Consider the following 14,603-nt stretch of genomic DNA (forward strand, 5'->3'; position numbering starts at 1 on the left):
CGCATCGTGGCCGCTCGAAGAGAGTCACCGTAACCGGATCATTCACCGGCGGTCAGGCACTTCTCCAGAGCAGCAAGGCCGTATCGGGCTTCGAGATCCACGGTGCGATCACCGAAGCGAAAATTCCTCGAGCAACGGGATAACCGCGCTGCCGAAATACCTGCGCCAATCCCCCATCACTGCGAACCGCCGGACGCATGAAATACGAGGGTCCGATCTGGAAGCCCGGATCGTCGATCGCAGCGTTCAACGCAAGATGCAGATCCGCGACACGCTGCGGGTACTTGCGGGCGGTGAGCCAACGTCTCAGGACCGATTTCGTGGGCCCCTGCGCCGGGAGCAACGCAGCGAATCCGAAGCGACGGCGCATGGCGGTGTCCACGAGAGCGATCGAGCGATCCGCGGTGTTCATCGTGCCGATGATGACCACATTGCGTGGCAGTGTGAACGGCTCGGCATCGCCCGAGGAATACATCAGATCGATTGCCTCGTCGCGGTATTCGAGCAGGAAGTACAACTCACCGAAAATCTTGGCGAGGTTTCCGCGGTTGATCTCGTCGACGACCAGCACGAACAACTGATCCGGATGCTTACGGGCGCGATCGGTCAAGCGGCGCATCGGACCCGGTTTGAGTTCGAAGCCGACCTGCCCATCGCTGCGCGGGGTCGGCCGGAAGCCTTCGAAGAAATCCTCGTAGCTGTAGGCAGGGTGGAATTGCACGATGGTGACGTTGTCCGGGCCGGCGAGATGCCGAGCCAACATCCTTCGCGATGTACGTCTTCCCGGTACCGGACGGCCCGTAAAAGATCAGTTGCGGGCGATCACGCAGCAGATCGGTACACCCGGCCAGCCAACCGAGATCCACATGCAACGCCTCCGCCAACTCTTGGTCCGGATCCACGATAGAGAATTCCGTTGTCGGAACAAGCAATTCGTCGTCGGAACCTTCGACCTCATCGACATCGTCATCGGTCGCGTCAACCTTCTTGAGCGGTTTGACCGGCTTCCACATCGACTTCCACGGCTCCTGATAGAAATCGACGGGGCCGTTCTGCTCGGCTTCGAAAGCACGGATGATCTCGTCAAGGTCGACGTCGACATCGTCAGAAACCGAGCGCTGGAGATACGACGCAAAGGTGTCCCGGATCAGACGCCGGTGTCCCGCGTTGACTATCGCGCGGAAGAACTTCGGGAACGCCAGGTACCGCACGGCAGCACGCTGGACAGGCTCGTTCGGCGCCGGCACAGCCGCAAACGCATCGCGGAACGCCAACGGGTCCGTCGCGAGGGCCTCCCGTTCCTCCGCGCTCAACGAGTGCACATGCAGGCCGAAGTAGATCAGGAGCCACAACTGCGACCATCGCCGAACACCAAACGCCGTTCCACCGTTGAAAGCCCCCACACCAGTCACTGATACGACATCGATGGGAAAGTCGACAGGATGCCCCAACTTCTCCGACATCTTCCGCCTATGCCCCCGGAGCAGGGTAATCTACGACGACTAAATCCACATCAATGCACCATGGTCTGCAGATTCGAAACTTAAACGGAAGGCGCACTGGTGAGTCAGCACATCGAGGAAATGAAGACTGCAATCGAGCAGCATACCGCACTTCTGGTAATCGGAACGGGGTTTTCAGCGGCCTCTGTCACTGATTCAAGAAATTGCTCATGGCCTGAGCTTTTACGCAGCGGTATAGAATACATATCTTCGAACATACCGGCAACTAGCAATAGAATCACTGACAGCATACTTAACGATATCGAAATCGGAGTAGAAGAAGATGACGCCGAGTTCCTCCTCACCGCAGCACAGAAAATCACAAACTCTATGGGTGGCACTTCTTCCCAGCATTTTTCATCCTTCCTAAAATCAACTCTAGGCATCCTAAAACCTGATTCCTCAAAAACATCGCTCGCTCTTGCCCTTCAATCTCTCAACCTCCCAATGATCACAACGAACTACGACACAGTATTCGAGGACATCACTGGAAGGAAATCTGTTTGCTGGTCGGATGTGCGCCGATCGAGGAGCGCGCTGGTCTCCACCGACAATGATTCTATCCTTCACTTACACGGAATCTGGAATGAACCAGAGTCCATAATAATAACCAGTACCGACTACGAGAAAGTTGTCAATGATAAGAACCTGGAAGCATTACGATCGAGTGTTGGCCTTCTACGGACTATGATCTTTGTTGGATTTGGCTCAGGGTTACACGACCCGCATTTGACCTCCCTTTGGCGTTGGCTCTCCGACCTTTCGACCGGGGCAACTCACTACGCACTTTGCCGAAGCGGAGACTTAGCGTACGCAAATTCCCAAGATGGCGGGACACCAATAATTTCCGTGCCCTACGGAGAAACTTACACGGATCTAACGCCTTTCGTAAAGTCCTTGGCATCGAAAAAGATTTCAATCGTACTGGAAAAGATTGAGGATCCACACACTTTCAACCGCGTAACACAAGTCTGTCGAACAGTACTTATCGATCGACTCAAAGACAGCTCAGCCATATCGAGAAAGACGCGCGAAGAAGAGATTCAACTGGATGATCTTGTTGTCGAACCAATCCTTCTTCCAGTGCCTCCAGAACAGTTTTCAGAAGAAAAAGACAATGAAGACTCAGATATAGAAGTCCTCAAACCCATCGACGAAATTCGTCAAAACAAAATACTGACAATCGTCGGCGAGGAGCAAAGCGGGATAACAACTACCTTGATTTGGATGATCCTCAAGAGATCAGAATTTGACGGTCACATGCCCGTGCTGATTGACTATTCCAAACTTTCCGGCGGAAATAAGTCAGTCGCCAAATCCATTCGAAAGACACTGAGAGGAGCGAGCGCACCCCTCAGCGATGCTCAACCAATACCGTTCCACAGGTTATGTGTGGCAATTGATAATGTAAACGCCGCTATCAACGATAAACTCGCGAAGATAATCTCCGAACTTTCCGACCTAGAAATACCCTTTCTGTTGCTAGGATGCCGCCCGGGCGTTGAACTTCGAATACAACGAGACCATTCAAGCTACAAGAGCAATCCAAAGCCGATCTATCTGGGACAATTCGGAATTACCCAAGCGAAAGAACTTGCACAGAAGATCGATCCACAGCAGGCACAGCCCATAGCTGCACGAGTACTCTCCATCACCAGAAAAGAGCGACTCTCCAGAACACCGCTCGCCATAATTCTTCTAATTTCAGGCGTGGCAAATGACGATGGCTGGATCAACACGGTTTCCAACACGTCTTTTATTGACGCTTTCGTAGATTCGTTACTCGGGCGCGGGAACCTTAGAGACGATATGCACTCGCAAATCGACTCAGCGGGATACTCACGAGTACTAGAATCGATCGCGATGAAAATCATCGAAGATGACTCTGCCTCGATAGACCTCACCTCGCTGATAGTGTATATTTCCGAACTAGTTAAAAGCCTTGACTGGTCCGACAGTCCTGATATTGTCATAAGAGATTTAATAACAAAGGGGCTTCTGGTAAATAGAGGGACCGTCGTCCGATTCAGGCAGAACGTCTACATGCACATATTCGCAGCTCGGGCCGCTGTCAAAGACAGGGAGATACTCACGAAATTGATCGCACGGCCGCTGTATTATGGTGCAATAATTCGACACTATGCTGCGCTAAAACGCGATGACGAAAAACTAGTCCAATGGGCTTTTGATCAAATAAAACCAGCAGACAAAAATGAGTCTCCGATGTCTGGGCTGTTCGGCCTCATTGACCCTGAGGAAACCAACAGGCGAGAGAAATCGATTGAAATTCTCGCTGAACGACTGAGTCTTACGATTGACGCAGAATCAGGGGAAGACTGCATCGAAGATCCGTCCGAAGCTGATGAAAAAGCTGTAATCGAAGATATCGATCTACAGGTTCCAATAGAAAATACTTTCAAAAACTTCCCCGCTTCCAATGAGCCCTTGTACGACCCTCAGATATTTCAGAACGACAGTCCGTTCCCTTCCTCCAATCTAGAAGATGCTCCGCTCGACATGAAACTAGCCGGAACTATAACCTTAGTTTCTAATATCCTTCGAGATAGCGAACTCGTTGAAAATCCGAGCTTGAAAGAAGATTTACTCAAGAGCACTTTGAGTGTCTGGGGTCATTATATCGATATAATTAATGGGTCGCCACAACTCCGTTCCATGATTGAAGGGATAGTTAGAGTCATTGGCGACCGATTAGAAATAAATCCCGAACGACGGGATATCGTGACCAATAACTTGGTAGATTCCTGGTCAATGTATGAGGCGTACAGAGGAATCGAAGAAGAGCTTTCGACAATAAAGCTACGGAAAGCGCTAGAGCGTATAGCCGAGAACGAAGAGAATATGGGACTCATGCATATCATGCTCCCGGCTTATATGTTGGACGGAATGCATGATGCGAAATACTGGCATGGCCGTTTCGATTCCGTACTTCTGGAAAACAAGAACATTCAGGCCGTTCAGATATTCGTAAGGGTGTTTGTCAAGTCGTCATATATAGCGAGCGCCCAGAACTCCGGGCTTCACCGATCTCTCGAACGGTTTCTTACCAATTTCTATATGTCTCAAGCGCCGCTGAAAATCAGCAAAAAGGCGCGAGGAAGACTCGAAACACGATACCGCCAGCAACTGCGCGATTCATGGGCGAAAGCCCGCGCAGTCGAATCAGTCAGGCAGCGTGCGCTGGAGGTCAGCCGGTAGCAGTTACGCTGCACCGAGGAGGATGGTGACGTGGCCCGCTTGCTATATATGGGATGTAGGGGGCGCCACGCCCATCCTCTCCGGAAGCCAAGAACACAGGGCGTCCTTCTTCTCGCTGACCGAATCCGAGAGATTCGAAACATACTCACAAAGTCGATGATAGAGTTCGCTTAGATCCCCAAGACCGGAAAACTTGGGTATCCGAAAATTCCGATCTTGAATTCCGTACTGTGCGGCGTCAGAAGACACGTAATTCGAATGGTCGCCACTCATCTCACTTGAATTGGTCGGCCGCCGGCATATAAGCCACTACGGCAAACAGCGAGAAGTTGACAGCATGGAATCCTGACTATCCCAATCACCTGGCATCTGGCAATTTCGACCTCGATCGAGTTATTCGGGCGTGGACTGCCTTGACACCGTCGTCGTACGAGTCGACGTAGCGCCCAGCACCCGGTTGATACGCCGATTCAACAGCGGTCCCGTCGTGAGCCATGAACACCACATCAGGCCGTCCACCGTTGTACCGCTGATACAACTCGTAGTTCCAGCCCGCGGGGGCGTAGTCGTCGTTCCATTTCAACCGCGCAACCGGAATGAATCCGGACTTCGCATAGATATCGGGAAGGACAGTGTCGAAGCAGTCCAACCGTCGTCCACCTGCAGCGACTGCGGTTTCTAGCATCGAATTCGCTGCGCGTCGATGGCTGGTGTCGCGGTGTGCGTAGAGTGAGACGATCTCGTCGTCCTTGAGTGCAATGCCGGAGCGGCCGTCGTCGGTCACGAAGAGACGCATTCCCGCGTATTCGTCATCGTTGTAGACATAGACGGAGGATGCGTACGGGTTTCCCTCTCGCAGCGCTTCCATCTGTTGACGATATGTCCGCGCATCACGCGGGTGCAACTCGTACAACTCGGGTGCGCTGTCGCCACGGCTCCTGATCACTTGCGCGCGTTGCTCGGGCAATCGATGCAATGCGACCGGCGTGACGCGCCGGTCGTCAATCAGAAGCCGTGGAACTCCGCCAGGTCGATTGCCAAGTCGTCCCATTTCTGTTCGATCGCCAAACGCTCGGTTTCTGGGAGATCCGGGCTCCATCCCCACCGGCGCCAGAACGCTTCGCGTTGCTCCTGTGTCAGGGTCGGTATTTCGTTCTCGATCATCGCTACTGTCCTTCGAGTCGTCAGGGGTGAAACCTGATGTTGCTCTAATCTGCTGCTCGCGTGTCGCTTTGCCCAGTCGGAGGCGACGCTGCAGCGGTTCTCGCTTACCTGGATCGTCCTCCGTGTTGAGTTGGTTGTGCAACTCGGTTTGCCCGCCGCGCGTCGCGTCGTATTGGGCGGACCTGGCGGCGAGGTTCGTTTTCGCAGCGTCCAATCGTTTCCGATTTCGAACGATTGCCGGGTTCGCGTCGAACAATGCCTGCGCCGAAGCGACTCGTCGGCGAGCGCTGTGGAGGCGTGCTCGCACGTGCGGGGTGCAGCGGGGGCCGGGGTACTTCTGGCACATCTATCGGCTCCCCCGATCTGCCGCGTCGACGAGACGTCCGAGCATCGCTCCGAGGTTTTCGGCGGCGATGTCGACGAGTTCGCTTCTCTCGGTATGGTATTGGTCACGGCGCAATTCGATCATCACCGAGTACACGTGGGGATCGGTGTTGTAGCGGTCGAGGGGCACGTACGTACCACCGAATGGGGTGTTCATGCCGATATCGGTCAGGGGGGAGAACGCGGCGTAGGCGGCCTCTATAAGCCAAGGCGGCGTGTGGTGTGGGTCGGTGCCGATGCACAACGCCGGCCGGGGCCCGTCGGAGTGCAGCTCGTACGTCGACGGCAATGTCGGGTAGGAGTGGACGTCGATGATCACGGCGCGGCCAGTGGCGGCGATGCGGTCCGTCACCAGATCGGACATCGCGGCGACGTAGGGATGGAAGTAGTTATCGAGCAGTGCATCTCGTGTGGCGTTGTCGGCGTTGCGTAGGACGGCTCCGTTGCAGGTTCGGGTGTAGACCGCAGCGCGCCCGACGGCATTGAGTTCTTCGCGCTCGTCGGGGAATCGTTCAGGATCGATCACCAGACGGGAGAGGTCATTACGCAACGTCCACGGTGGGACACCGGCGGATCGGGCGGCGTGCTGCGCAATGACGTCGGTGTGGGCGTCGGTGATCTCATCCAATTCAGCGGCGAGTTGATCATCGGTCACGGTCAGGGACGAGCGAACCTCGCCTGGAATTGTGCGGGAGGCGTGAGGGACGTGCAAGATGACGGGCGAGGATGCATCGCCCGCGATCAGGGTTCTGGGATTCATGAAATCTCCTTGGCGAGTGTGGAACTGGTGCCGGTTTCAGTTGATGACGTCGACGAACCACCGGCCGTCAATGTTTGTGGTGGTGATGGTCTGGGGGAACTGTGCGGGCGGTTGGCCGGGTCGCATTTCGGTGAGAGCGATGGAGTAGATACCGGCCGTGATCGGTGTGATGCGCACGCAGTGGGTGGTTCCTGTTGGGACGGTGTCGATTCCGGCTTGGATCTTCTCTGCCGGCGGCAGGGAGGTGTCGGGGGTGGTGAGTGCACGGACGGCTGGTCCGGAGCGGGTGACGTAGTAGGCGTGTTCGAATGCTGCGATGACTCCGGGGCCGCTTTTCTGGTCTCCGGGGTCGGTGCGGCATGCGGTCAGATCAGTTTCAGCAGCGGCGGGAGCGGGTGGGGTGATGTCGAGGGTAGGTGCCGTTTCCGAGGTGTTTGTCTCGTCGGCGATTCTTTTCGGTGCGCTCTCGTCGTTGCCGGAGAGCAGACGCAGGGAGAGCCAACCGAGCAGCGCGACCACGACAATCAGGGCAGCGATGTAGTGCAGGCGAGGTGATCGGGAATCCTTCGTGCGCGGCCGCTTCGGCGGCGTCGGGGGCACGGGTGCGGTGACTGTTGGGGTCGTGTCGGCGGTTGCGCGCTGGGGTGTGCCGCCGACTAGGTCGACTACCGCGGGGTGTCTTTTTGTGTTTGTCATCGGTGTCGTCCTTTCGGTGCTCATGCCTGGTTCTGCAGTGGCGCATGGACAGGTTCTGGGCGGGCGGCGCGTTGCCGCCCACCCTGAACGGCTCTGATCATGCGGGCTTTACGCCGCGATACCCACTCCGACTGCGTCGCTGATCAGCGACGACGCCAGGCCCGGGGTGGCGTTGGTGAGGAATTCCGTGAGTGCGGTGTCGACGTGTTCGATGATCTGCTCGCCTCCGGGCTGTGCTGCGACGAAGTCGCGGGCCTGCTGGTCGATCGCAGGGGCTGCGGCGACGGTGTCGCGGACAGTAGTGGCCACGGCCTCACCGATGGGGCCGGAGTTCTCCCAGTCGGTGAGCGTGTCCTGGGTCTGGGAGGTCACGGCGGGTTGGTCGACGTCGGGGACCTCGATTTCGACGGGTTCGCCGAGTTCACCTGCGCCGTACGCGACGGCTGCGGTGAATCCCGCTATTCCACCGCCCAGTCCGCCGAGAACGAACGCGGGGGCGCCCGCGAGGAGTGCGCCCGTCCCGGCGCCGACGGCGGTTCCGGCGAGACCCCCTGCTACCCAGCCGATTCCGGGGACGAAGACGCTTCCCAGTCCGAGGCCGATGTTTCCGCCGACGGTGCCGCCGATCAGCGCTCCTCCGATGGCAAACGGGGTCGCGAGGCCGATTCCTCCGGCGAGTGCTCCGGCTGCGGCACCGCCGACTTGGGTGGCGGCGTCTCGGCTGGCTTTGTCGACGGGGATACCGAGGGAGTTCCAGCCGGTGGCGACTCCGGATTCGATGATGGCGGTGGTGTTGTTGGTCCGTTCGAGGTCGACGTCGGAGACCCAGTTCGGTTGTGCGATGTGGAAGGTTCCGATGCGGAGGGTGTCGCGGGGGGCGATGATCGGTGCGACGACGTCGACGGGGCCGGGGCCGGGGAGATGGAGCTGGGTGTAGTCGGTCGGTGTGGTGTCGGTGTAGGTGGGTGGTGTGTAGGTGTTGGTGTCGTAGTCCCAGTTCGGTAGCGGCTGGTAGTCGATGTTCTGGTAGTGCGCGGGTGGGTCGATCCAGTAGATGGGCTCGGTCGGGGCTGGAGCTTCTATGGCCGGCGGCGGGGTGGGTTCGGTGGTCACGCCGGACTGTCCGCCGCCGTCGGTGATGCCTGCTTGTCCTCCTCCGTCGGTGACGCCGGCCTGGCCGGGCGCTGCGAGTGCTGGTGGTGCGAGCGTGATTCCGGCGGCCACTGCTGCGGCTGCGACGACTGCGATGGCGCTCTGGCGGGCGAGGGTGTGGCGGCGGTGTCGGCCGTGCCGGTGTGCGCGGCGGGTTGCTCGGTTTCCTGCGGTGGTGTCGATGCTCATGTGGTGCCTTTCGTTCAGAATGGTGCGGATTGGTGTCGGCGGGAGGTTTGGTGTGAGGCGCCGGCTGATCAAGGTCGGTCAGCGGCGTGGGCGATGAGATCGATGACGGTCGACGCAACGACGGTCAGGGATTCGGTCGTGCTGCGCCGAAGCTTCGAGGGCGAGATGCGCTCGCCGGAGGCGAAGAGTGGTTCGAACGGCATCCGGGCGACTGAATGGACGCCGGCGTCGAGAAAGGCCTCGACAGCGTCGATTTCGACCATCGGTGCATCTCCCGGTCCGTCGGTGATGACGACGATGGTGCGAGCCATCATCGTCGGGCCGGCGGTGGCGGCGAGGTCGAGGAGCATGCGGTGCGCGGCTGCGGCGGCGTCGCGGCGGAGCGGGACGGGCACGAGGAGGACGTCCGCGTGGGTGGTTGCCCAGTGCCAGCTGCCGGCGAGGCGGTTGTTGCCGGTGTCGGCAATGAGGATCTCGCGGTGCTGGGACAAGATCTGTGCCGTCGCGTGGGCGTCGTCGTAGCCGAGACTGGATCCGTGGGCGCCGTTGTTGCCGGCGACGATGTCGTCCCCACTTGGTTGGCGGGTGAGGTACTGCGAGAGCGCCGAGGGTCGGATTCTGCCGGGCTCGGCTGTCTCGGCGGCGATCAGTGAGCGCACGTCGTGTCCGTCGCGGGGTGGGGTGCTGACGCGGTCGGCGAGGCTGCCGCCGACTTCGGCGACGTCGACGCAGACTGTGGTTGCGGCGCCGCGGAGTTCGGCGATGATCGCGTTGAGCCCTACCGCGAGTGGGGTTTTGCCGACGCCGCCTTTCGGGTTGGCGATGGTCACGATCGAGAACCCCGGGAGGGGGCTGGTGAGGGATGCGATGGCGGCGCGGTGGCGCATTTCGGCGGACTCGGGTTTCGGGGCGATGCGTAGGTTGAGGAGGGTGTTGAGTCGGCCGCGTAGTCCGGTGCGGGCGGGTTCGTGCGAGGCTGCCGCGATCTCGGGTGCTGCGAGCACTGATGTCGAGGTCGGTGTGCGCGCCGCGGGGACTGGCCGGGCATGGGTGTCTGCTCCCACGGGTGGCGGTGAGTCGTCGAGGGGTGTCACCGCCATCATGACCGGTTCGTCCACGAGGTGATCCGGCTGCGTCTGTGGTGTATCGGCGGGTGCGGGGATGGGTCCGGTGGGCAGCGATTGCGCCACCTTCCCGTCCGGTGCGACGGTCAGTTGGCGGGAGCGGCCCGCTTCCTGCACGGTGACCTCGACGGGTGAGCCTGCGTCGGCGGAGTGCTGTCGGCTGAACTGCGCGATCACCGCGTGGATCGACTGCCCGTTCTCGGCGGACAGTTCCACCTTCTCATCCCCTGCCCCGCTCACGAGTGCGGTTCGCTCGGAGGTGATTTCGATGGCAAGGGTCGACATCACGCGGTGGTCCCGGTGAAGGCTCCGACGCCGGAGAGTTCGGTGTCCATTTCGAGGACGATGGTGTCGGCCTTGTCGAGGGCGGCCAGGGCGTCGTCGCGGGCTTTGCCGTCGGGGAGTACTTCGATGATCTGGCGGCGGGTGGCGACGGCTTTCTTGATTTCGTCGAGTCGCGGAGCGGTCAGTTCCTGGTCTTCGCTGAGTTTCGGTAACCACGTGGGGATGGCGTTCTTGAGGACGCGGCGTAGTTCGGTGATGACGGGGTCGCCGCCGCCTTTGGGGGCTGCGAATGGGTTGCGCAGCACGGTGATGTCGTCGGCGGTGGGGGTGATCGATTGGGAGATGCGGCGGCTCATGGGTGGACCTTTCGGGTGTGGGTTGTGCAGGTGTGTCAGCGAAGTCGAGTCGCGGGGTCAGGGCGCGGCTGCAGTGGTGTCAGGTTCAGGGAGCAGGACGACTTCGTGTGGTCCGTAGGTGATGTGGTTCTTGACCCGTCCGGTGCCGTTGAAGGTCAGGGTCGTTTCGGTGACGGCGCCGCTGACTTTGTCTCGAATGACGGTGACCGCGGCGACGGCGGCCGGGTGTTCCTTGCCGTGTCCGTCGTCGACGAGGACGGTCATTCCTTCGGTGACCGCGGCGGCGGGTATCGCGTCGGCGAAGTCATCCCCTGCGTCGGCGGCAGGTGTGTCGTCGTGGTGGCCGAGGACGGTGGGCTCGGGAGCTCGGCCGTAGGCGCGGGCCGCTGTGGCGACGGAGCGTTCGGATTCGATGAAGTGGCGCAGTTCGGTCGAGTAGAACGCGATGTGCGGTTCCTGCTGGGGCCGCAGCCCGTCGATGATCTTCTTCTCCGAGGTCGAGAGTTGATTCCATTTGTTGGGGTGCGGGTCGACGTTCGGCGTCCACCACATCTGCGCATCGACGGGTACTCCGTCGTTTCCGAGGGCGACTCCGCGGCCGGGGACGGAGGTGTCGATCTCGCGGCCGATCTGCGAGTCGCCCCACAGCATCATCGCGCCGTCCTGCGAGAGGTTGCCGAGGGAGATGCGGGTGCCGAAGTTGTCGCGCGCGTTGCCCGAGGCGCCGCCGAAGAGGGACGCGTCGGGTCGTTGCACACCGAGCAGGAGCCGGATACCGGCCGAGCGTGCGAGGACGGCGAGATCGGCCCACGCCCCGAGTGGGTCGAGTTCTTTGAGGAGTTCGCGGGTTTCGTCGTCGCCGGTTTTGGCGAGGCGCTGCCATTTGCCGGAGAGGATGAAGAACTCATCGAGGACGGCGATCAGGAGCGGAAGTTGGGACGGCTCGATCTTCTTCACGTGAACGTAGTGGTTGCGGGCCATCATTTCGCTGTGCAGGGCACGCACGAGCATCGCGGAGCGGACTGCGTCGTAGACGATGGCGGCGCACCCGGGGTAGCCCTCGAGTCCGTCTAGTTCGATCATTTTCGGGTCGACGCCCAGGAACGGGATTCCTCGTCGTGCCGCTTCAGTGAGCAGGGTGCGGATCACTGATGTCTTGCCGCCGCCGGTGGGTCCGACGATCAGGCAGTGAGGTTTGTTCGACTTGGTGGAGATGTCCCAGAACATGTTCACCTCCGATGCTGCGGTCGCGTAGGGCAGGTGCCGCAGGTTCTCGTCGACGAGTTCGAGAGGGTGGTCGACGCGGGTAGGTAGTGGGGCGCGCAGGCTCATCAGGAGGTAGCCCTCGGAGGGAAACCAGTCGGTGGCCCAGGTGCGGCCGGATTCGTGCTCGCCGGCGAGGGCGGCGAGGGCTTCGTCGACCTTCTTCTGAAATCCGCGTGCACCACTGGAGAGTGCGGGTGTGAAGGTGATCTTGAAGGCGGTTTCGATGTCACCGTCGAGCGAGGCGACGCTCACGGCAGGCTCTTTCAGCGGTCCGTCTTTGAGGGAGTTCGCCAGCGCCTTGTGCCGCGGCGATCGGAGGTCGGGCTGAGTCAGCGCGCGGGTGATGCGGATCCGGTCGCGGTGGGCGTCGTGGACGACGGCGTAGGTCCACTTGCTGGTGTGCCTGCTCGCGGAACCCCGTACTGCGGTGGTGAATTCGTCGAGCTCTTTCGGACGGATGATTGCGCCGCGTGCCAGCGTGATGGTGGCGCTGCGCAGGGTGGTGATGCCGGGCGGGTAACCGACGGTGATTTTGACCGGGGCATGGCGGGTGCTTTGCCGGACTTGGGCGTCGAGTCCGGCGCGGTGACGGCGGGTGAGGAACCGTGCGATATCGCAGACTAGCAAGCCCAGAGTGAGAGCGGCCAGCGGCCACCGATACTCGTGGACTGCGGAGACTGCCCCGTCGAGCTGAGGGGTCGAGAATTGTTCGGCGAGTTCGAGGAGCCGCGGCGCGAGAAACGCGAGTGTCGTTGCGATGACGGCGAAAGGCGCCCACGCCCTGTACGGACGGATGGCGGACTCCCCCACACCATTTGTTCGCGATTGGGGTTTGTCGGAGCCGAAGAGATCGACGAGAAAGTCTTTGAGCGGGTCCTGCTGGCTTCTGCTCACCGTCTACTCCTCTCACTCGAATCCAGTCCACGACGGTCATCGCCGGGGGTGTGTGGGGTGCACTGTCACAGAGCGCGGGAAGCGATCTCAACCCGCCTGTGGATAACTTGCTTCGCGGGTGCGTGGCTGGAGCGCGTGTCACATGCCCGAGCGGTGATACCGGGGCACGAGAAACACCCATCGCCTCTACCCGCAGATGGTTCTGGTTGTGGCGCTGCGCATTACCGATCGAAGACCCCGCGACGGCATCGCCGCTACACCGTCTGGGGACTTGTTCAACCACCTACGCCGCGGGCCCGATGACGATGTTCCTCTCGGGTGGTTTGTGTCTTCTTGCGCCACTGTTTGCCGGCCCCTTTCAGGCTCTCGAACGTCTCACGTCGTGAGGTACAGAACCCAGTGCGCGAACACCTGAGAACGGTGTGGACCACACCGCGGCAGGCGCCACGCCAGAATGACCCGGCGATACTCCGTTCAGAACCCTGACCAGCAGCTGATCGAAATATGTTGGCGCGAAGCAATTTTGAGAAGTACACTCCCCCTAGGCCCGAAGGGCCGGGGGAGTGACCCCGAAGGGGAAGTGTGAATCGGGCCCTTGAATTCCACCTCTGCCCGCGGCCTCTGCAGGCACCCTCGATGTGGGGTTGTTCGAGTACGGGGTGCGCAGCCTGCTGCGGGTGCGTGCTGAACACGCTATGCATGCAGAGCGTGCACACCACGCAGGCGGTGGAGACGAACTGTTCTTCGAACTTCTGATCATGCCCACGGCGCGGGTGCATTGAGCAAGTTCCAGCGGGGGTGACTCGCACAGCTGGCGGACACGTTCGAAAATGGTTCTGTGCCAGATTGTTCAGGCGGACGAAGGCCACGAAGCACAGCGAGTGAGACATGTGTCGATCTCTATGGTCTGTGGCGGGTCCTTCGACCATGCCGATTCGCGACCCTCTGCCGCTCCACTGAAGGAACGCTCCCCGCGGCGTGTGAGGAAGACTTCCGCGGACACCCGCAACGAAGACCACGACGTCGACACGCATGCCCAACACTCGAAGTAGTTCCCCGCGAGCACCGAGAGATCCCCGACGGATAAATCGCGACACCGAACACACTCCCCACGACGACACGCGCCAACGCTGATCGACAAACCGCCAACCGCGGAGCCGAAAAGTTATCCACAGGTCGCATTGAAATTCCTACCACCACTCTTCTACGTTTCCGCACAACCACATTCGTGGGGTCTGGTTCCACCACTGTGTTGGAGAGTGCTCATGTTTTCTCTTGCTTCCACCGTGATCGACGTGTCGATCCCGGCGACGCATCCACCGCTCGCCGCAGACGCGGTGACCTTCGCGCAGTCGACGGACGTCAATACCGGTGGTCTGCGCGCGTGGATCAAGGACAACATCGTCTTCACCATCCTCATCGCCCTCGCGTGTGTGGTTCTCGTCGGCGGGCTCAAGGGCAATTTGTCGCGGGTCTTCACCGTCGGCGGACTCGGGTTGTTCGGGCTTGCCTACCTCGGTATCGCGACATCGGAATCGGCGGCCACGGGGATCGGCAATTGGCTTCTCGGGCTCGTCGGTATCTCGACCTAACGCTGATGCCTGCGCAGAGAACA

11 protein-coding genes are annotated in these 14,603 nt (G+C 60.1%); 2 read left to right on the forward strand and 9 right to left on the reverse strand.

The window, feature by feature from the left end; all coding sequences use genetic code 11:
• Positions 1 to 52 precede the first annotated feature (52 nt).
• On the reverse strand, positions 53 to 763 hold the full coding sequence (locus RE4_RS26560; protein ID WP_080666662.1) for an McrB family protein: 711 nt from the start codon (positions 761 to 763) through the stop codon (positions 53 to 55).
• Between the two features lie 799 nt (positions 764 to 1,562).
• Between RE4_RS26560 and RE4_RS26570 the strand changes: the two genes are divergently transcribed.
• Positions 1,563 to 4,718, forward strand: coding sequence for an SIR2 family protein (locus RE4_RS26570; RefSeq protein ID WP_080666664.1), 3,156 nt, complete (start codon positions 1,563 to 1,565; stop codon positions 4,716 to 4,718).
• A gap of 358 nt (positions 4,719 to 5,076) precedes the next feature.
• Here RE4_RS26570 and RE4_RS26575 read toward each other — a convergent pair whose 3' ends face one another.
• The 8 genes from RE4_RS26575 to RE4_RS26605 form a co-directional block, all read right to left on the reverse strand.
• Positions 5,077 to 5,586, reverse strand: a complete 510-nt coding sequence (locus tag RE4_RS26575; RefSeq protein WP_024487703.1) for a hypothetical protein — start codon at positions 5,584 to 5,586, stop codon at positions 5,077 to 5,079.
• 137 nt (positions 5,587 to 5,723) lie between these two features.
• Complete coding sequence (locus RE4_RS31105; protein ID WP_155250631.1) at positions 5,724 to 5,882, reverse strand: hypothetical protein; 159 nt, start codon at positions 5,880 to 5,882, stop codon at positions 5,724 to 5,726.
• A gap of 346 nt (positions 5,883 to 6,228) precedes the next feature.
• The gene (locus RE4_RS26580) at positions 6,229 to 7,026 is read right to left on the reverse strand and encodes an N-formylglutamate amidohydrolase (RefSeq protein WP_024487704.1); all 798 of its coding nucleotides are present in this window, start codon (positions 7,024 to 7,026) and stop codon (positions 6,229 to 6,231) included.
• Between the two features lie 36 nt (positions 7,027 to 7,062).
• Entirely contained in the window at positions 7,063 to 7,722 is a 660-nt protein-coding gene (locus RE4_RS26585; RefSeq protein ID WP_024487705.1) for a DUF8176 domain-containing protein, read from the reverse strand.
• 108 nt (positions 7,723 to 7,830) lie between these two features.
• Positions 7,831 to 9,063: a hypothetical protein gene (locus RE4_RS26590; RefSeq protein ID WP_060939663.1), complete on the reverse strand. Its 1,233-nt coding sequence runs from the start codon at positions 9,061 to 9,063 to the stop codon at positions 7,831 to 7,833.
• 68 nt (positions 9,064 to 9,131) lie between these two features.
• The gene (locus tag RE4_RS26595) at positions 9,132 to 10,472 is read right to left on the reverse strand and encodes a CpaE/TadZ family protein (protein ID WP_024487972.1); all 1,341 of its coding nucleotides are present in this window, start codon (positions 10,470 to 10,472) and stop codon (positions 9,132 to 9,134) included.
• Positions 10,472 to 10,828, reverse strand: a complete 357-nt coding sequence (locus RE4_RS26600; RefSeq protein WP_024487971.1) for a hypothetical protein — start codon at positions 10,826 to 10,828, stop codon at positions 10,472 to 10,474. The genes RE4_RS26595 and RE4_RS26600 overlap by 1 nt, the downstream gene beginning before the upstream one ends.
• A gap of 57 nt (positions 10,829 to 10,885) precedes the next feature.
• Positions 10,886 to 12,988 carry an FtsK/SpoIIIE domain-containing protein gene (locus tag RE4_RS26605; RefSeq protein ID WP_024487970.1) on the reverse strand — a complete coding sequence of 701 codons (2,103 nt, stop codon included), beginning with the start codon at positions 12,986 to 12,988 and terminating at the stop codon, positions 10,886 to 10,888.
• Between the two features lie 1,265 nt (positions 12,989 to 14,253).
• Between RE4_RS26605 and RE4_RS26615 the strand changes: the two genes are divergently transcribed.
• A complete protein-coding gene (locus RE4_RS26615; protein ID WP_024487968.1) occupies positions 14,254 to 14,580 on the forward strand; it encodes a hypothetical protein in 327 nt (108 codons plus the stop codon).
• The last annotated feature ends 23 nt before the right edge of the window (positions 14,581 to 14,603 follow it).

It is taken from the genome of Rhodococcus erythropolis NBRC 15567 (assembly GCF_001552595.1).
Taxonomy (GTDB): domain Bacteria; phylum Actinomycetota; class Actinomycetes; order Mycobacteriales; family Mycobacteriaceae; genus Rhodococcus_F; species Rhodococcus_F erythropolis.

Excerpts from the sequence above, each read along its gene's own strand:
- RE4_RS26615 (WP_024487968.1), top strand. The coding sequence starts at position 14,254 with ATGTTTTCTCTTGCTTCCACCGTGATCGACGTGTCGATCCCGGCGACG.
- RE4_RS31105 (WP_155250631.1), bottom strand. The coding sequence starts at position 5,882 with ATGATCGAGAACGAAATACCGACCCTGACACAGGAGCAACGCGAAGCG.
- RE4_RS26580 (WP_024487704.1), bottom strand. The coding sequence starts at position 7,026 with ATGAATCCCAGAACCCTGATCGCGGGCGATGCATCCTCGCCCGTCATC.
- RE4_RS26585 (WP_024487705.1), bottom strand. The coding sequence starts at position 7,722 with ATGACAAACACAAAAAGACACCCCGCGGTAGTCGACCTAGTCGGCGGC.
- RE4_RS26560 (WP_080666662.1), bottom strand. The coding sequence starts at position 763 with ATGTTGGCTCGGCATCTCGCCGGCCCGGACAACGTCACCATCGTGCAA.
- RE4_RS26600 (WP_024487971.1), bottom strand. The coding sequence starts at position 10,828 with ATGAGCCGCCGCATCTCCCAATCGATCACCCCCACCGCCGACGACATC.
- RE4_RS26590 (WP_060939663.1), bottom strand. The coding sequence starts at position 9,063 with ATGAGCATCGACACCACCGCAGGAAACCGAGCAACCCGCCGCGCACAC.
- RE4_RS26575 (WP_024487703.1), bottom strand. The coding sequence starts at position 5,586 with ATGGAAGCGCTGCGAGAGGGAAACCCGTACGCATCCTCCGTCTATGTC.
- RE4_RS26595 (WP_024487972.1), bottom strand. The coding sequence starts at position 10,472 with ATGTCGACCCTTGCCATCGAAATCACCTCCGAGCGAACCGCACTCGTG.